An 18,792-nucleotide genomic window follows, 5' to 3' on the forward strand; every position below is an offset into this window, starting at 1 on the left:
TCATTCTAATCTGACGAAAATTTTAGCAACGCTGCCTGTGTGCTTTTTTTATTGGCCACCGGTAGCAGATGCGATGAAAACAGCTTTTTACAGCAGGAGTCAGCGGGTGACAGTACTAATTTCAGACAAAAAGCTCGACGTGATTTGCTTAGGCCGTGCCTCGGTCGATTTGTACGGCCAACAGATTGGTGACCGGTTGCAGGACATCAGCTCCTTTGCCAAATCACTCGGTGGTTCGTCCTGCAATATCGCTTTTGGCGCAGCACGACTTGGCCTTAAAGCGTCGATGCTGACGCGGGTTGGCGACGAACAATTTGGCCAGTTTATCCGCCAGGAATTACAAAGCGCCGGCTGTGATGTCAGTCATGTGGTGACTGATCCGAACCGGTTAACCGCTTTGGCGATTTTATCGATAAAAAGCAAACAGCAGTTTCCGCTGCTGTTTTACCGCGCTGATTGCGCCGATATGGCGATTGATGTCAGCGATTTTGACGAAGCTTATATCGCCTCGAGCAAAGCGCTGCTTATCACCGGCACACACTTTTCCACTGCCCATGTGGACCATGTCGCCCGCACTGCCATTGGTTATGCCCGCGCCAACAATACCAAAGTCATTCTGGACATCGACTACCGCCCGGTACTGTGGGGTTTAACCCGGCCCGGCGAAGGCGACAACCGTTTTGTCAGCAATAACAGCGTCAGCGCGCATTTGCAGTCGATTGTGCCTTTGTGTGATTTGATTGTCGGCACCGAAGAAGAAGTGCATATCGCCGGTGGCAGCACCGACACTATCGCTTGCCTGAAAACGTTGCGCCGCCTGACCGACGCCGTGATTGTGCTCAAACGCGGCGCCGACGGCTGCAGCATTTTTGATGGCGCTATTCCGGATAGCCTCGACGACGCCTTTTTTGCTGCCGGTGTGCGGGTCGAAGTGCTGAATGTATTAGGTGCCGGCGACGCCTTTATGGCCGGTTTCCTGCGCGGCTGGTTGCGCGGTGAATCTTTTGACAAGGCCTGCACCTACGCCAATGCCTGCGGCGCTTTAGTGGTGTCGCGCCACGGCTGCGCGCCGGCCATTCCCACGCCGGAAGAGCTGGATTATTACATCGCCCGCCAGCACGACATCAAAAGACCGGACATCGACAGCGAACTGAATTACCTGCACCGCGTCACCACACGCCAGCCTGCGCAGTGGCCGGAGCTGTGTATTCTGGCGTTTGACCATCGCAAACAATTTGTTGAGATGTGCGAAGCGACAGGCGCCAGCACAGCGCGGCTACCGAAACTGAAACAGCTGATTCTGCAGGCCGCACAGGCTGAAGTGGCCGCGCTACAGCTGACAGCTAAAGGCTATGCGCCAGGAGTGCTGATTGACGACACTTTTGGTCAGGACGCGCTGAATGATGTGACCGGGCTTTTTACTGAAGAAAAAGCTAACCGCTGGTGGATTGGCCGGCCGGTGGAAGTGCCGGGTTCACGCCCGCTGGAGCTGGAAGGTGGCCGTTCTATCGGTTCACGGCTGGTTAGCTGGCCACGCAGCCATACGGTGAAATGTCTGGTGTTTATGCACCCGGACGATGCGCAAGCATTATGGCAGCAACAAGCCCGGCAAATTCAGGAGCTGTATCAGGCCTGTGCCCTGTCCGGCCATGAGTTATTACTCGAAGTGATACCGCCAAAAGATTTACCGATCGATGATTTAACAGTCTGTAACGCCATGGCGCAGATTTATCAGCTCGGCGTGCGGCCGGACTGGTGGAAGCTGCCGCCACAAACGGCAACAGGCTGGCAAGCCGTCAGTGATCTTATTCAGCGCGAGGCGCCGCATTGCCGCGGCGTGATTTTACTCGGTCTGGATGCCCCTCTCGTCGACCTTTGTGCGGCCTTTGCCACTACTACGTCCTTCCCGATTTGCCGTGGTTTTGCCATCGGCCGCACTATTTTTGGCGCACCGGCTAAAGCCTGGTTAAGCGGCGAGATTGACGATGGTCAGTTGCAAACGCAGATCCGCGCCAATTATCGCCAACTGACTGAAGCCTGGCTCGCACGTAAGCAAGCGGCAGGTCACAGCGCCACAGGTCCTCATGAAGCAGGAGCATCTTTATGAAAAACCCTAACAGCACCATCCGACTGACCATGGCGCAGGCGCTGGTGAAGTTCTTAAGCAACCAGTTTATCCAGCAGGACGACGGCCGTGTTGAACCGCTGTTCGCCGGTGTATTTGCCATTTTTGGTCACGGTAATGTCGCAGGTATTGGCGAAGCACTGTATCAGGTGCGCGACACTTTACCGACGCTGCGCGCGCACAACGAACAAGGTATGGCGCATGCGGCCATTGCTTTTACCAAGGCCAACGACAGACGCCGGCTGATGGCCTGCACTACATCTGTTGGCCCGGGTGCTACCAATATGGTCACCGCCGCCGCACTGGCGCATGCCAACCGCTTGCCGGTGTTGCTGTTGCCGGGTGACCATTTTGCCAACCGCAAACCCGACCCGGTGCTGCAGCAAATCGAAGATTTTGGCAATCCGAATACCGCCGCCAGCGACTGTTTTATCCCGGTCAGCCGTTATTTCGACCGTATTAACAGGCCCGAGCAGCTCATTCACTCATTGCCGGTCGCAATACAAACGCTGCTCGACCCCATCAACTGCGGCCCGGTCACACTGGCATTGCCGCAAGACGTGCAGGCGGAAGCCTATGATTATCCTCAAAGTTTCTTTGCCCCGACTACACACCGGCCACGTCGCCAGCCGGCTGATGCGGCCGAGATTTTTGATGCGCTGAAGCTTTTGAGCCACGCGAAAAAACCGCTGTTAATCGCCGGTGGCGGAGTGCTGTACAGCCAATGCGCTGCACAGCTGGCCGATTTTGCTGCCCGTTATGGCATGCCGGTGGCCGAAACTCAGGCCGGTAAAGGCAGCCTGCACTGGCAACATCCGTGCGCGGTCGGCGGCATTGGCGTCACCGGCTCGGCGGCTGCCAATCAATTGGCGCAGGAAGCGGATTTAATTATCGCCGTCGGTAGCCGTCTGCAGGATTTCACCACTCAGTCACGCACCGGTTTTGCCGGCAAGCCACTGCTGCAAATTAATGTGGCGGCATTTGATGCGCACAAACATCAGGCGCTGCCTTTGGTGGGCGACGCCCGCACTGTGCTAAAACAACTGGACGACGCGCTGCAGGCCGGCAACTGGCCGGAGTCCTCGCCCATCGACGCCAATTGGCTCAGCCATGCCAAACAGCTTAATCAGCAGTGGCAGCAAAAGTACGAAGCACTGACCCAGCCGCCTTTAAGTGGCTTGCCTTCAGACGCACAGGTGCTGGGCGCCATCAAACGCCAGTCGCAGCCAAGTGATGTGGTGGTCTGTGCTGCCGGTGGTTTGCCCGGCGAGCTGCACAAACTCTGGCGCGCCGAAGGCCCGGGCAGTTATCACCTCGAATACGGTTTCTCCTGCATGGGCTACGAAATTGCCGGTGGCCTTGGCGTCAAACTGGCGGCACCTGCGCGTGAAGTCTTTGTCGTGGTCGGCGACGGCTCTTATCTAATGCTCAATTCCGAATTGGCCAGCAGCGTGATGCTGGGGCAAAAAATCATCGTGGTGCTGCTGGATAACCGCGGTTTTGGCTGCATCAACCGGCTGCAGCAAGGCTGTGGCGGCGCGCCCTTTAACAATTTATGGCGCGACTGCGAAGGCAGTGCACCGGATATCGACTTTGCCCTGCATGCCCGCGCTTTGGGCGCACTCAGTGAAAAAGTCGCCAATGTGGCGGAGCTGGAGCAGGCCATCAGCCGCGCCCGCGCCGCCGATCGCAGCTATCTGATTGAAATCAAAACCGATCCGGCCGTCAGTACTGACAACGGCAGCTGGTGGGACGTCGCCATTCCGGCCGTGTCCAGCCGCGACGAAGTGCAACAAGCCTTCGCCCGTTATCAGAGCCAACAACAACAGCAACCTTATTAAGGCGTTTTTATGCAAACTCTTCTGCATTTTATCAACGGCAAACCCGAGGCCGGTCACAGCGAGCGCGTAGCGCCGGTGTATAACCCGGCGAGCGGCGAAGTGATCCGTCAGGTCAAACTGGCCAGTGTCGCCGACACTGAAGCGGCCATCGCCAGTGCGCAGCAGGCTTTTGCCAGCTGGAGCCAGGTGACGCCGCTCAATCGCGCCCGTGTGATGTTTAACTTTAAGGCGCTGCTGGAGCAACATCGCGACGAGCTGGCCAAACTGATTAGCCAGGAGCACGGCAAAGTCTATTCCGACGCGCTCGGCGAGCTGACCCGTGGCCTCGAAGTCGTTGAATTCGCTTGTGGTATTCCGCACCTTCTAAAAGGCGAGCATTCGATGAACGTTGGCCGCGGTGTCGATAGTTTCAGCCTGATGCAGCCACTCGGCGTCTGCGCCGGCATCACGCCGTTTAACTTCCCCGCCATGGTGCCGCTGTGGATGTTCCCGATTGCCATCGCCTGCGGCAATACCTTTGTGTTAAAGCCGTCTGAGCGTGACCCATCGCTGCCGCTGCGTCTGGCTGAACTGCTGGTTGAAGCCGGACTGCCGGCTGGTGTGTTTAATGTGGTCAACGGCGACAAAACCGCTGTCGACGTACTTTTAACTGACCCGCGCGTGCAGGCAATCAGCTTTGTTGGCTCTACCCCCATTGCCGAATATGTCTACGCCACAGGTTCTGCCCACGGCAAACGCGTGCAGGCCTTAGGCGGTGCCAAAAACCATATGCTGGTACTGCCGGATGCCGATTTAGACCAAGTAGTCAGCGCCTTAATGGGCGCCGCTTACGGCTCGGCCGGTGAGCGCTGCATGGCAATCTCCGTTGCGCTGTGTGTCGGCGACGAAGTAGCCGATGCGCTGACGGCCAAACTGGCTGCCGAAATTGCCCAGACCAAAACCGGCCCAGGCACTGGCCCCTTTAGCAAGGATCAACCAGAGCCACATTTAGGCCCGCTGGTGAGTAAAGAGCACGCTGCCCGCGTGCGCGGTTATATCGACAGCGGCGTCGAGCAAGGCGCGACTTTGCTCTGTGATGGGCGCCAAGTAGTTGTTACAGGACAAGTTGAAGGCCAGCCACAGGGTTATTTTGTTGGCCCCACCCTGTTTGACCATGTGACGCCAGACATGCGGATTTACCGTGAAGAGATTTTTGGCCCAGTGCTGTCTGTAGTGCGGGTACCGTCTTTTGCTGAAGGCTTATCGCTTATCAACCAGCACGAATACGGCAACGGCACTGCGATTTTCACCGCCAGCGGCGAAGCCGCCCGCGAATTCGCCGCACAAGTTCAGGCCGGCATGGTCGGCATCAACGTGCCGATCCCGGTGCCAATGGCCTTCCACAGCTTCGGCGGCTGGAAACGCAGCGTATTCGGCCCGCTCAACATGCACGGCCCTGACGGCGTACGCTTCTACACCCGAATGAAAACCATCACCGCCCGCTGGCCAACAGGCCCGGTCACCGGCAATCAGTTCTCAATGCCGACGATGAAGTAAGGTGTTGATTCTGTTCTAGAAAACCGAAGCCCGGCATTGTTGCCGGGCTTTTTGTATATCCACAGGAATAGCAGCAAACGGCACGGGCGGTTACACATGATTGGTCGTCACACGCACGCCGTGAATACTTCTGGGTCTCACAGACCGGGTCTCGCAGACTTGTAGGTATCGGCTAGCGAAGCCCGCTGGGCGTCAAACGCCGTACATCTATGAATTCCCCCAAAACATCACAGCGGACGACAACAAACTGGTCGTCAAACGATGGAGGTCACAAGCCCGCCGGCAGAGACTCGGAAATAACAAGCCTTCAGGGCGAATCCGTGGCAAACGGCACGGTCAACAACAACGCAGACTCGCCGTGAATACGGTCCATGTAGGCTCCTCTGCGGCATCCCTGCCGCAGAGGGTCTGCTAACGTTGTCGCCCGACCGTTTTTCGAGTGCATTTGCATCATCAGCAATCTTTTTCGACAGCAGGCCATCAGAAAAAACTACCGGACAAATGTAAATTTGATGATCAGTCCCAAATCAAATGCCCCTGCACGCTTTCTCTTTTTACAAATAATACAGCACCCACAAAGGCTTGAGGTCTGTATCTTTTTTCGGTAGTGTTAACTGATGTTAAAAACATCAAAGGCAGAGCACAGGCTTTACAGCGTGCATTTTGCATTTGATTAAGATGTTAAGCAGAATTACATATGAGCAATAGTCAAAGAATTGAACCTAATAAAATAACAAAACCAATCCAGTTGCTGGCGTCATGGTTAGTTGGATTGGTTCTAGTAAATGGAAGCTTTCTTTCTGCAGCTTCAGCAATTGAAACTCCCTCCTGGTTAAGGGCCACTTTAGTTATTGCCTCAGTGATTAACGTGCCAATATTTCTTGTATGTATATTTCTACTTCAAACTAAATTCCGCCCGGAAATGCAGGAGGATTCTTTTTACCACGAATATTTACTAAGCAAAGATGGTAGGGAGAAAAACAAATCACACGAAGTTACTGAAGAGCCTCCAAAAGAGAAAGGTGGAATCTGGGATGGTTATAGTATTCAGCTTAATCAAAATATCAAAGGGTTTGAAACGATAGAAAGTGTATTTAAAGAATGTAATATACCAATTTCTACTTATTTCGGCGGTCCTAAAGGTCACGTGCCTCCTGGTCTGACCGCGTCGATAGGGCGTGGCTTTTCAGATGAACAAATTAAGCAATTGGTCAAAGCGCTAAGCAAAACAAGCATCACTCATATTGATTATGCGGCAGATGAAGAGAAGGCGGATGAGTGGAATAACATCATCCTGATAGGCTCTTGGGTATCAGATTACGAAACACACTCAGTCCCAATTAGGGAGGCATTAGATATAGTCAATAACTGGGCATTTAAAGCTGATAAGTTTTATAGCGAAATAATAATCGCACACGGAAGTGGCAATGCTTAACAAACGCAAGCACACGGAAAAATTCTCCGCTGCGCTCCAAATTGTGCGGTGTTGCGATAGTTATATGCGTTCAGTATCGAGTGATTAAGGTAGCCAATGAAAAGAATCACATTTGGAATCGATTCGCCCAAAGATCTATTAGAAAAATTGCAGTTTGACGGCGATCGCCTTGAAGCAAACATTCATCCATATGACGTATTTAATTTTTTTATAACAGCTTCAGTATTATACGAGTGGATAACTAAACATTACAAAAACTGTAGTTTTGTCAGTAATGTAGAAGTGGCTGTTAAAACGGAAGAAGCTCTAATAATCCCGGAGCTAGCTCTGAATTGGATTACTGATAGCAGTTGCATACCTAATGATGCACGTGACTTTCGTTTTGATATAGTAAATGTTATTAACGCTTGTTGGTATACTGCTAATGCAAGTAAACACTATCATTGGTTCAAAAACAATCCGGTAACAGCTGTTGAAACAGAACCAGTGATTAAAGATTCCTACCAATATTTCTTCACATCTGTAGAGCCCAGTTTGTATTTGGAAATTAATAATCAACATTACAACTTGAGGCAAATAAAAGGCATAATCCTACAGTTTTATTCAGGGTTTATTGCTTACCTTGAAAGCGAAGAAACAAAAAAAATAACAAGTCGTTGCAGCATCTGCCGCTGAATTCGGCGTTATATTTCTAAGGAGTAGAACGTGAAATCTCATGATATAGATAAATTCGTAACTGAATTCCCTACTCTTCGCCTAAAAATTAATAAGGGCGAAAGGCATAGAATTATGCATAAAAACCTAAGAAGTAAAGATGGTAGCTTGTGGTTTCAACCGTATAGCTACAAATTCAGGCTCTACCCAACTGGGCTCGTTGTTAGTCATCTAGGCCCAGTTTTACGCGAGAAATTTGGTTCAGCGCATGGCCAGGACATGGGGCGTGATTACTGGTACGTGAATCAACTTGATGAAGTTAAAGAAATCGTCAAAGCTTTTGCTGAGCTGAAAATATAACAAACAAATTTTATCGACAGCAAAAAGCACTTGCTGCGCGGCTTTCCTCGTTAAATTTGGTAGTTAACACTATATGAAAATAACAGATCTTGAGCAAAGAATTAGAGATTTTATAAATAGTGCCAGACGCCAATCTTCTTTATTAGAGAACACTGCTGATTGGAATAAGCTGTGCAGCTCATTGGATCTTATTGGTGATACACAGTTGGCAATTGAATCGTATCCATTACTCTGTAAAAGTGAAGATGATGGTGCAAGGTACCTAATCATTTATGGAATTCTGCAAGCACTGTTATTACAACAAGATGCAGCGAAACACATAGCAGCTTCGCTAAATATAAAAGTAAAGTTACCCAAAGAGCTTGAAGATATTAGGATTGTTCGAAACAGTGCTGCAGGTCACCCAGGGTTCCAAAAGGAAAATGGACAGTCAAAATCATGTTTTATATCAAGGTCGTCCTTGAGTCCTTCAGGTTTTGATCTGATGACAGTTTACTCTGAAGGCAATGACTATAAGATGGACCATGTAAACATTCCTAAGCTATTAAAAATACAAGAGACGTATCTAGGAGAGATCTTGTCGAAAGTTGTCGATGAGCTGGAAATGCAAGAGACGGAGCATCGTAAAATGCATAAAGGAACAAAGTTGATTGATTGCTTTCCTCACACTATTCGTTACTTTTTTGGAAAATTATTCGAGGCCACTTCTGGTGAGGATAAGTATTGCCTTGGCGCAATGCATTTAGAGCTTATTCAAAATTGCTTAGATGATTTTCATAATAAGCTCGAAGTCCGTGGTGAGTGGGATGTAAATGAATCTATAAAATATCACTATGAAAAACTATCTTATCCTATGACTCTGTTAGAGCTGTACTTTAAAGATAAAACTGATTCAAAGCTAAATGACAAAGATGCCTATATATTTGTTTCATTTCTGGTGGAGCATATAGATGCTCTTAAGAAAATTGCGGTAGAAATCGATGAAGAGTACGCAAAAGCTCCTTAGTGTTAACAAATCGAGGCAAAGCAACGTATTTTTCGTTACGGCATTACCTTCACTACAAAGTCGCGCGTTCTTGCAGCATTAGCTTATCCCTCATAGCTACAACCCTAAACTCAAACAAAGCCAACACCGGCATCCGCGGAGTGAGCGATCAAGAGTGAGCGCGGGAGGCGCGAACGGGCGAACGTAGTGGTGGCGGTGTTGGCTTTGCCACGATACAAGTCGTTAACCGTTCCAAGCGCTTATCCATAAAAGTAAACAAAGCCCGGAAGGCACATCACCTCGCCGAACTCACACAACCGCACAACGCACCAGGCACCAGGCACCCTCAGCTCTCAAGCGCCTGCAGCATTTCGGTACATTTGGCTGTGACCGATGCGCCATCCCCGCCCAGCTGTGCGATAACGATTGCGCCCTCTTTCATGATGCAGATTGCGTCCAGCAATGCGCTATCTGCATCAATCAAGTGGCGGCTGATAATTTCCCGTACCTGTTCTTTATGGAAGCGACAGAATTGCAAAATTTCGCTATTCATATCGCTGAATTCGGCTGAAGTGTTGATAAAAAAACAGCCTCTGAAATCGCCTAACGTATTTTCTTTGTGCTCAAACCAGCTGGCCAGCGCTGAAAATAAACGCTGAATCACCTCTTGATTTGAATTCGAACCAGACAGCTTCTGCTCCAGCCACGCCGCAAAAATCTCATGTCGTTGTTGCAAGGCCGCCACAATTAACGCCTCTTTACTTGCAAAGTGAGCATAAAGCGTACGTTTTGCCACACCGGAAACACTGATTACTTCATTGATCCCAATAGAATTTATGCCGTTTTTATAAAACAGGTCTAAAGCTGTATCTATCAGTAATTGTCGCTTTGGGTTCATCTGCTTTCTCCTTTAAACAGAGATTGACATATGTAGACCGAATTGTCTACCCTAGCCATGTAGACAATTCGGTCTACATCACCGGAGTGTAGTTATGAATAGCATGGTTATGTCGATTTTTGCCGGGCTTGGGGCTTTTTTAGCAATAGGCTTGCTGTCTTTTCTCGATTCAACAATGAACGAAGTTGCCTGGCTAATGGCTCCTTTTGGCGCAACGGCTGTGCTGGTGTTTGGGCTGCCGGGCAGTCCGCTGGCACAGCCTAGAAATGTCGTATTTGGCCACTTAATCACTGCTTTTATTGGCGTGTTTTTTACGCAGTGCATTGGTGTCACGCCCGTGACATTGGCGCTGGCGACGGGAATTGCCGTGAGTGCGATGTTAATGACAAAAACGACACATCCGCCGGCAGGCGCAAATCCATTATTGATCATGCTGTCAGGCCAAAGTTGGGGCTTCTTAATTACGCCAGTGTTAGCAGGTGCGCTGCTGATTGTATTGGTGGGGAAAGGGATGCAGATGTGCGTCGCTAAGTGGGAAAAAGTCAGGGTACAGACAAAACGGTCGACAGAGATCCGCAACGCATAAAATTTTCGTTAAACGTTGATTTTATTAGATTTCGAGCAATGTAAAAGGTTGGTTGCAGCATTGCTCCATTCCAATAACGAGGGGTTCGCTAGTCACTGAAAGCTGCCCCGCCCAAACTCTAACAAAGCCAGCATCGGCAGCCGCGGAGTGAGCGATCAAAAGTGAGCGCGGGAGGCGCGAACGGGCGAACGTAGTGGTGGCGGTGTTGGCTTTGCCACCATAGCGCGGTTTAAGCTGTTGTCAGCCCCCCGGTAAAGCCGACATCGGCAGCCGCACAGCAACCTACTGCCCCACTTCAATAAACACCGGGTTGCTGTAAAACCACAGATCACTCCAGGGGTTTTCGCCTTTGGTATCGGCTTTGGGTTCCAGCTCATCGCGCTGGTTAGTGCCACGCAGGCGGATGTATTGGTTTTGTTGCAGGTTTTTCAGCGAGTAACTGAGCTGGTAGACCACGCCGTGGCTGTCGTCGCTAACCTTTAGAAACTCAGTCTGGTCAAAGCGTTGCAGCACGCGGGTTTGTGGTGCTTCGTCGCTATTACGGTCATTATTTCGGTCGGCTGCCGGGTCAGTGATTTGACCGCCGATGACATCCAGCCGGGCCACTTGCGGTCGTTCGAGCCCACCGTTTAAAGCGGCTGGCACGCGGAAGCGGATTTGAACCAAGACGTTGCTGCCGGCTTTGACCTGCAGGCTCTCGCCGGCTTTTGCTACTTTTGTGCTGTCAGCGCCCTGCATTTGTGCGCCCTGCTCTTGCACGCCCTGCACTTGTGCGCTTAAGTCCAGTTCATCGATTAAATCACCGGTGGTGACAAAGATGTTGCCGCTTTTCAGTGCAGCAAAAATAGCGTCGTAGTTTTTGTCGGCCAGCACATAAGTTTTGGCGTATTGGCCTGGCCAGAAATCGGCCCAGCCGTCGGTGTAGTGGCCGTGGCTGTCAGAAACGCCGGTCACCCAAAACCGGCGGCCTTCGCTTAATAAACTGTCCCAGACCCCGCCTAAACGGGCAGTCATCTGATCATATCCGCCGTAGGTTGGATGGTCCGGGTATTCGCCGCGAATACCATCTGGTTTTGGGCTGCCGTCCGGGTTTAAGGTCGCAGCCTGATGGCCCTCAGCGCCGGTCATGCCGATCATCACGCCAGGGGCGGTATCCTGCCAGTCACGCAGCTGCTTCGGGGTGATTTTAAAGTATTGCCGAAAGCCCTTGGCCAGGCGCGCCGGGTGATTGGCGAGCAATAACGGTGGGTCTGGCAGCTTAGACATCGCCGCAAGGGCTTTGAGCATATAAGCATCGTCGGCTTTTTCTGGCCCCGGCGGTACGCCCTGACGGCCATTGTAAATCCGCTCAATGCTAAACAGTTGTTCGGCTTCATTGGGCCTGCTGCCATTTACCACCGCATCTGGCCGGTACGGCATAATCAAACTGGCGTGACGGCCGCCCGGCGCATTGCCCGGCACATCGAACTCCATGCCATGAAACTGCAAAATTTGCGGCAGCGCGCGCCGTGATGCTAACAGTTCCGGATAAGCTTGTTTTAACGCCAGCTCGGCGCGGTTTGGGCCACCGTGGTCAGTCAGCACTATCCAGTCGAGGCCATAGTGACTGGCCATCTGGGCGTTGAGCGGGATCGAATATTTGGCATCGCCACCAATAATAGGTTTGGGCGGAAAAACGCTGTTGTCCCATTTTACACTGTAATGGGTATGGATATGGTGGTCGCCGGCCAGCCAGCGTTTTGCTGGCGCTGGAGCCTGATGCTGACCTTGTGATTGCTGGCCTTCTGATTGCTGACTCTGCTGCGCACAGCCCGCCAGCGATAAAGCGATAACAAGGCTTAGCGGCGCTAAAGAGCACTGCGGCGTGAAGAAACTCAGCGGCTTTGCAAAAAACACTGTTTTCATGATTTTTTCTCTTGCGCTGCCGGCGCAAAATGCAGTGTGGCGTTTTTATCAGGCCCTGCCACCGTGTCGAAATAAGGCGCCAGCGGTTTCACCAGGGCGATGCCGCCATTGTCAGCACTGAGTATTTCAGCCGCGCCAGTTTGAGAGTCGCTGCTAAGCGCTAATAACAACGGCTGCGGCACATTTTGCAGCACCAGTTGCGGGCGTTGTGTGCCGGCGAAATGGGCTTGTTGCAGGCTCAGCCGGCGCACGTCGTCCAGCACCAACGCCGGGCGAAAATCGGCGTCGCGACAGCGGATTTGGATGTTTTTCAGTTGCAGCCCATCGACATGGCGGACAAACAGGCCATAAGCCGGCAGCTCACCAAACATGCTGTATTCGGGGTAAGCCGCGCGTTCCTGCGGCACCAGATGCAGCTGATGCCAGGGCCGGTACGCCATGCCTGTGTTGGCGCGGCCCGGATAACTGATGTCGATATTTTCCAGCAATACGTCCTGCACTTTTGCATCCGGCAGGCCGGTAATTGAGGCCGGAATGGGGTTATGCAGCGCGTTTAACAAAGGCCCACGCACTTGATAGGCCAAATCGGCTGGACCAAAAGCAATATTGGCTTTGAGGTTACGGATACGCACATTACGCAAAGTGCCGACCGCTTTGTCAGGCGCGACGCCCATATTGCGCTGACCCAGGCGGATAAACAGTGCACAGCCGACGTGCTGCGCATCGATGCCGTCCACTTCGACATCTTCTAAAAAAGCACCGTCGACACTTTCCAGCGCCACTGCGGCACGGTAGGTGTCAAACACCATAATGTTGCGGATGCTGACACGGCGAAAACCGCCTTGTGACTCAGTGCCAAACTTGACGCCATTGGCCGAGGAGCGCACCACGCACTCAAAGATCTCAATGTCTTCGTTGTACAGGCCTTTGGTCGATTTCAGGCAAATCGCATCGTCAGCGGCATTGATAAAACAGTTGCTGACGCGCACTTTGCGGCAGTCGTTGATATCGATGCCGTCGTTATTCCAGTAGCAGTCACTGTCGACGCGGATACCGTCTATGACCAGATCGGCACAGGCGCCATAGTGCTGCACCCAGGCCGCGCTGTTGGCGATGGTCAGGTCATAAATCCGGATCTGCTCGCAATGAGTAAAAGCGATGACTTGTGGCCGATGATTCGAGCGGTTACGCCACAGGTTAAAATCCGGCTCGATGCGCTGACCGGAATGATGTAAATCACTGATATTATTAGCAAGCTGCCGGCCCTGCCCGTCCACTCGGCCTTTGCCTGCCAAGGCGATATTGCTGGCTTGGTCGGCCCACAGCAGCGCATGCAGTTGGCCTTTTTCATCATAATAATCAGCTATATCGACACTGCCTAAAAGCACTGCGCCTTCATCAAACTCCAGTGTCACACCGCTTTTAAGCTGCAAAGCACCGCTCAGATACTGACCTTTGCCAAATTGCAAAGTGCCACCACCGCCGGCGGCTAAAGCATCAATGACCTGCTGCAGCGCGGCTGTGACTTTACTGCGGCCATCGGCAGCGACACCCAAGCTTTGCACCAGCACCCTTTTGCCGGCAGGCAATGCTGGTCTGTTATTGTGTTTAGCCAACTGCAGATACCACTGTTCAAATTGCGCCAACCGGCTTTGTGGTTCGGCTTTTGCCCCTGCTTTTGCCAAAAGAGGTGTAGCGGCAGCAGCGGCCAGCGCCGATTGCAGAAAAGTACGACGGCTCAGCATCAGGGAGTTCCTCTGGTTTGACAAAACGCTGCGGTAAAAGGCCCGTCCGGCAGGCGAAATTGCAGCGCGGGCTCGCCTTGCGGCGCGCCCAAATAAAAATCCGATGAAATAAACTGGGCGCCACTTTGAAGCGCATGGCTAAAACGGGCAGGTTTCAGCACATTGCCATCATCACTGCGGGTGCGCACCAGCAAACCTTGCGCCAGCGCGCTGGTTATTTCAGCCTGCTGGCTCGCCGGGTCATTTAGCACCAAAATGGCCGCTTCATCAGTACCTGCGGGATAATTGCCAAACATCAGCCGTCCTTGCAGCGATGGGTGATCAGTGCGATACAACGCGAGCTGCGCCGGTGAGCCATCAAATAACAGCACAAAACGCCCGGCGGCTTGTGTTAACGTCGGCCAGCCATGTTGCTGGATACTGGCCGAGAGGCTTAATGGCGCCTGACGCACATCATCCGGCGTCAATAGCCGTTCACGGCCAAGGCCTTCCAGCCACAGCTGCTCCAGCGCCTGATAATCTTTAGCCTGCCAGGGCGCGACTTTTGCAGCGCTCTTGGCAAAGTCTGCCGGCAGATAAGCGCCGGCGCCCTGCTCGCGCACGTTAATCACAATGAGCACAGGCCAGTGGCCGGGATTGGTTTTCGACCACTGCGCCAGAGTGGCAATGCAGTCACGGGCTTGAGCGCAATGACTGGCGAAGTCTATATCCGGCAAATGCAGCACTTTCAAACCCGGCTGGGTCAATGTTGCAGGGAAATACCGGGCAGATAAATCTTGCTGAGTTTGCGCGAGCAACGCCTGTTTAAGCTCAGCGCCAAACAAGGGCTTAGCAAAGCTGCCACCGGCGTCGTCTTTGAGGAAATCCAGCTCCAGCAGACGCAAGCCGCTATTGAGCTGGCTGGTCAGGCTGGCATGGCCGTAACGCAGGCTCTGCAGTTTCTGTAGTGCTTGCGCTGTTGATTGAGCTGCCGTGCGCGGCGTCTGCTGCAGCCGTGCGTCCAGCGCCTCGTAATAAGCCGCCGGCAACACTGGTTTAAAACTATTGTGTGATCCAAGCCAACGCGCCTGATTAAGCTTGCAGTCCGGCAAAGGTGCCGCTGTCATATTTAAAGCTGCCCACAGCGCGACGGCTAACACTGGCTAAATCCGCACAAAGATGTTGGCGCGATACAGCGCGTACACCGGCAGATAACACAAACCGACAAACAGCAGCATCCAAAGGCCCACAGTGCAGAACTGATTAAAGCCAGCCTCAAGCGCAAAAGCCTGATAATGCCCGAGCACCGACAGGCTGCCTGCGGCATTGCCCCCCGCGGTTATAGCAGCAGCGCCAAGCGGTACTTCCAACAGCTTTTCCAGCGCCACGTGTAGCACATAAGCCACTATGGCATTAGAGCCAAAAATCAGCGGCACCCGGGTCAAAGCGCGATAACCGGCACAGTCGCAGTACCACAGCAAAGTAGCCAGTACTATCGCCGCCATGCCGCTGGTCAGCAGCACAAAAGAGCTGCTCCAGATCTGTTTAATCAGCGGAAACTCCAGGCTCCATAACCAGCCGGCAAAACAACAAAGCACGCCGACCACAAAAAGCCGGCTGACTAACACATGCAAGTCCAGGCCTTTACTGGCCTGAATCACACGAGCCAGCAACACACCGGCAAGGCCACTGCTGATGGCCGGTAAAGTGCTGAGTAAACCTTCCGGGTCCCAGCTGCCGCGCCACAACATGCCTGGCAAAAAGGCGCTATCGACCCAGTTCACCAGATTGGCACCGCGTTCGAGCTGGCCGGCCACCAGGCCCGGTGCCGGCAGCCATAAAATCAGCAGCCAATAACCCAGCAAAATACCCAGTGCGATGGCGAGTAAACTGCGCCACTGGCAATACAACGTCAGCATGGCACAGACGCCATAGACAATCGCAATACGCTGTAACACGCCAAGCATCCGCACATCGCTGAATTTCAGATACATCAGATTGACGAACAGCCCAAGCGCAAATAACAGCACAGTGCGGCGCGCTATTTTCGGTAAAGCCTGGCGAATTTGCGCGCTACTACGCTGTTGCCCACCGGGCAGTGGCGCAAAACCCAGGCCAATCGCCACACCGACAATCACCAGAAAAAACGGATAAACAAAATCAGCAAAAGTGACGCCATCCCAATAAGCATGGGAAAAAGTGCCGTAAGTATTGGGGCTGTTGACCATAATCATCATCAGGATGGTCAGGCCACGAAACAGGTCCAGCGCTATCAGTCGGTTGTTCTGCATCAACGTCTTCCGTTACAGGTTAGAAGGTGGCGCTTTACTGGCCAGAATTTGTTGCTGAATGGCCGTAAGTGCAACCTTCAAATCCGCCGGTGCCTGTTGCGGCGCTGCCAGCGGCTGTTGCAGCCAGACGTCGTCAAAGGCAATTAATTTCGCCTCAGTGGCTTTGGCAGCAAAAGTTTTTTTTGCCACTAACGCCTCGCGCTGCGCAGTGAAAAACAGCTCCCAGCGCGGCAAATAATACTGGGCGTATAAGCCAAACCAGGCTTTGGACGCATAGTCTTTCAGTTTATCGCCGCCCCAACGTGTCACCTGCAGTTTGGCATTGTGCTCGTACAAGGCTTTCTCAGTAGCGGTGTCGCCATAAGCGCGTGCGTCCGCTACCCAGGAATACAAAGTTTCGCGTTTAGTGCCGGGCGCCTGATAGCCCATTAACGCATCGACGGCGAGAACCAGCGCTTTGACTTGCGCCCGCAGTTTATCGCCCTGCGCCAGCTGGCCCTGGCTGTACGCCAGCATCGTATGCTGCAGCAGCATATCGATGTGCTGTGTGGCGCTGTGGCGCTGTAAATCAACTAAATCAAACTGCAGCAACGGTGCTTTTAATGCGCTTGCTGGCAACTGGGTTAAATCACGCAGCGCCTGGTCCAGCAACATCAGATTGCCCGGCGCGCCGCTGTAACGCAGGTAGTCCAGCTTGGGCCGTTTTTGCAATAAAGCGCCGCCAGCGGCATCTTCCCACCAGCGTGGTTCCCAATAACGCGTGCTGTACACCGCTTTGTAGATATTCAGCCACTGCGCTTTGACGGCCGGGTCCAGCTTGCCATACCGCGCCTGCAGCTGCTGCGCTAACCAGTCGGTGGTAGATGCTTGCTGAGTCGGTGCCGTACTTTTCGCCTGCCACGCCAAATCAAACATAAAGTCATACACCAGGCTATTGGAATGGATGCCTTCCGGGAAAGCGCCAAAACCGCGCAGCTGGCCTTTATCGCTGTGATTCAGCGCGATATTGGTTTTGTGGCGGTAAAAATCAAAGTCGCCATAAACCGGATTGCTGCCGCCATAATTGTGGATAAAACCAAAGACCCAGGGTTTGCCATAAAAGCCTTTGGCTTTTTGCCAGACGTCAAATCTGTCGTTGCCGATGTCATGAATAAGCATGTTATTGGCCGGCACTTTACTTAAAAACGCCTCGATCGCCGGTAAATCCCAGAAATGTGCATCCGAGCCAAACATCCAGCCCTGCATTACCCAAATCGCGCCCGGCGAGGCCTGCGCTAAGGTCTGGTACAAAGCGGCGCCATAATTGGCCAGTTCAGCGTTTTTGTTAGCCGTGGATACCGGCGGCAGCATTTCGTTAAAAGCATCGAGCAGGAAATAACGCTGCGGGCCATATTCGGCCTGATATAACTCAATAAATCTTTTGGCAATTTTGCTGAACAGCGGGTCGGCCGGGTCCAGCCAGTAGGTTTCGCGGGCAAAACCGGACCAGGCTTTCATTTTTTTGATCCGCGCCTGTGGGAATAACTGCTTTAAGCCAGCCGGCACATAACCGGAAAACGCCGGCACCACCGGCTGCATGTCCAGCGCCTGCATTTGCGTCAGGATTTGGCGCTGTAGCTGGCGTTTTTTCTCAATGTAAGATTGCGGTAAAGGGCCGGCGTGCGCTTCGATATTGCCCATGCGCTGCCAGGGCAAAAACGCCGGACCGGAAAAATATTGCGTCAGTTCAGTGTCGCTCAGGCCAAATTCGCGCCACAGCTGTTGCCAGATAAACTCCTGCCCTTCCATCGCCACCGGCTGGGTCACGCCGTGCAGCGCCATCCAGTCGATTTCCTGTTGCCAGCGTGGCCAGTCCCACCAGGGGCTGGAATAACCATAAGCACAGACATTCAGATAAGCGCGGTCGGTAAACAGACTGTCGAGTCGTTGCGGCGCTACGTCGGGCAAAATTGCCGGCAAAGCCAGCCGGTTACCTTCCCAGCTGACACTCAGATAACCCTGGCTGCGCAGCAACTGATAAGCGCCATAAGCCAGTGCAGTCGCGGCATTACCGCGCACTTTAATCACGCCGTTTTCGATACTGGTTTCTACCCAATGCGGCTGACTATCGCTTTGCAAAGTCCATTGCAGCGGCAGTTTGCTGTCACCGCTCAGACGCTGAAAAATTGCCTCAACCGTGTTCTCCTGCAGTGTGCTGTAGGCGGCTTGATTTGCGGATTCATCGGCAGGTTGCGTTGACGCTGAAACAGCGGACGTCAGAGTGGAGAGGGTCAATACCAGCAGCGGCAAGCAAACAGAGCGACGGCAAAAGAAAGTGCTGAGCAAAAGGATTCTCCAGAAGTTTTTTAACAGCGCATCGCGCTCGCCCCACAGGCATTAAATTCGGTGTGGCGTTAATAAAAAAACCGGCGGCGGACGCAGGACTGTATCTCAGATGCCGCCGGTGCACACA

At 52.6% G+C, this 18,792-nt stretch carries 14 protein-coding genes; 8 read left to right on the forward strand and 6 right to left on the reverse strand.

The window, feature by feature from the left end; all coding sequences use genetic code 11:
• Nucleotides 1–106 precede the first annotated feature (106 nt).
• The 7 genes from iolC to ABNT34_RS15505 all read left to right on the forward strand — a co-directional run bounded on the left by iolC (nt 107) and on the right by ABNT34_RS15505 (nt 8,957).
• Nucleotides 107–2,107, forward strand: a complete 2,001-nt coding sequence (iolC, locus tag ABNT34_RS15475) for a 5-dehydro-2-deoxygluconokinase (RefSeq protein WP_348733204.1) — start codon at nt 107–109, stop codon at nt 2,105–2,107.
• A complete protein-coding gene (gene iolD, locus ABNT34_RS15480; RefSeq protein WP_348733206.1) occupies nt 2,104–3,966 on the forward strand; it encodes a 3D-(3,5/4)-trihydroxycyclohexane-1,2-dione acylhydrolase (decyclizing) in 1,863 nt (620 codons plus the stop codon). The genes iolC and iolD overlap by 4 nt, the downstream gene beginning before the upstream one ends.
• 9 nt (nt 3,967–3,975) lie before the next feature.
• A complete protein-coding gene (locus ABNT34_RS15485) occupies nt 3,976–5,502 on the forward strand; it encodes a CoA-acylating methylmalonate-semialdehyde dehydrogenase (RefSeq protein ID WP_348733208.1) in 1,527 nt (508 codons plus the stop codon).
• A gap of 697 nt (nt 5,503–6,199) precedes the next feature.
• Complete coding sequence (locus ABNT34_RS15490) at nt 6,200–6,937, forward strand: hypothetical protein (RefSeq protein WP_348733210.1); 738 nt, start codon at nt 6,200–6,202, stop codon at nt 6,935–6,937.
• A 96-nt stretch (nt 6,938–7,033) separates the two neighbouring features.
• Entirely contained in the window at nt 7,034–7,612 is a 579-nt protein-coding gene (locus ABNT34_RS15495; RefSeq protein WP_348733212.1) for a hypothetical protein, read from the forward strand.
• A 30-nt stretch (nt 7,613–7,642) separates the two neighbouring features.
• Nucleotides 7,643–7,951 (forward strand): hypothetical protein, encoded by a 309-nt coding sequence (locus tag ABNT34_RS15500; RefSeq protein ID WP_348733214.1) that lies wholly within the window; start codon nt 7,643–7,645, stop codon nt 7,949–7,951.
• A gap of 73 nt (nt 7,952–8,024) precedes the next feature.
• The gene (locus ABNT34_RS15505) at nt 8,025–8,957 is read left to right on the forward strand and encodes a hypothetical protein (protein ID WP_348733216.1); all 933 of its coding nucleotides are present in this window, start codon (nt 8,025–8,027) and stop codon (nt 8,955–8,957) included.
• 325 nt (nt 8,958–9,282) lie between these two features.
• On the opposite strand, the gene ABNT34_RS15510 is transcribed toward ABNT34_RS15505, so the two are convergent.
• On the reverse strand, nt 9,283–9,834 hold the full coding sequence (locus tag ABNT34_RS15510) for a TetR/AcrR family transcriptional regulator (protein WP_348733218.1): 552 nt from the start codon (nt 9,832–9,834) through the stop codon (nt 9,283–9,285).
• 94 nt (nt 9,835–9,928) lie between these two features.
• Here ABNT34_RS15510 and ABNT34_RS15515 point away from each other — a divergent pair, with 94 nt between their 5' ends.
• Nucleotides 9,929–10,420, forward strand: a complete 492-nt coding sequence (locus ABNT34_RS15515; RefSeq protein WP_348733220.1) for an HPP family protein — start codon at nt 9,929–9,931, stop codon at nt 10,418–10,420.
• Between the two features lie 282 nt (nt 10,421–10,702).
• Here ABNT34_RS15515 and ABNT34_RS15520 read toward each other — a convergent pair whose 3' ends face one another.
• From ABNT34_RS15520 to ABNT34_RS15540, 5 genes are read right to left on the reverse strand one after another with little or no spacing between them, the layout of a single operon-like run.
• Entirely contained in the window at nt 10,703–12,325 is a 1,623-nt protein-coding gene (locus ABNT34_RS15520; RefSeq protein ID WP_348733222.1) for a phosphoesterase, read from the reverse strand.
• A complete protein-coding gene (locus ABNT34_RS15525) occupies nt 12,322–14,070 on the reverse strand; it encodes a glycosyl hydrolase family 28 protein (RefSeq protein ID WP_348733224.1) in 1,749 nt (582 codons plus the stop codon). The genes ABNT34_RS15520 and ABNT34_RS15525 overlap by 4 nt, the downstream gene beginning before the upstream one ends.
• Nucleotides 14,070–15,176, reverse strand: coding sequence for a Ca2+-dependent phosphoinositide-specific phospholipase C (locus ABNT34_RS15530; protein ID WP_348733226.1), 1,107 nt, complete (start codon nt 15,174–15,176; stop codon nt 14,070–14,072). Before ABNT34_RS15530 ends, ABNT34_RS15525 begins: the two co-directional genes overlap by 1 nt.
• 36 nt (nt 15,177–15,212) lie before the next feature.
• Nucleotides 15,213–16,340: a heparan-alpha-glucosaminide N-acetyltransferase domain-containing protein gene (locus ABNT34_RS15535; RefSeq protein ID WP_348733228.1), complete on the reverse strand. Its 1,128-nt coding sequence runs from the start codon at nt 16,338–16,340 to the stop codon at nt 15,213–15,215.
• Nucleotides 16,341–16,352: 12 nt separating this feature from the next.
• Nucleotides 16,353–18,614, reverse strand: coding sequence for an alpha-N-acetylglucosaminidase TIM-barrel domain-containing protein (locus ABNT34_RS15540; RefSeq protein ID WP_348733230.1), 2,262 nt, complete (start codon nt 18,612–18,614; stop codon nt 16,353–16,355).
• Nucleotides 18,615–18,792: the final 178 nt, after the last annotated feature.

This window comes from Rheinheimera texasensis, assembly GCF_964031785.1.
GTDB classification, from domain to species: domain Bacteria; phylum Pseudomonadota; class Gammaproteobacteria; order Enterobacterales; family Alteromonadaceae; genus Pararheinheimera; species Pararheinheimera texasensis_A.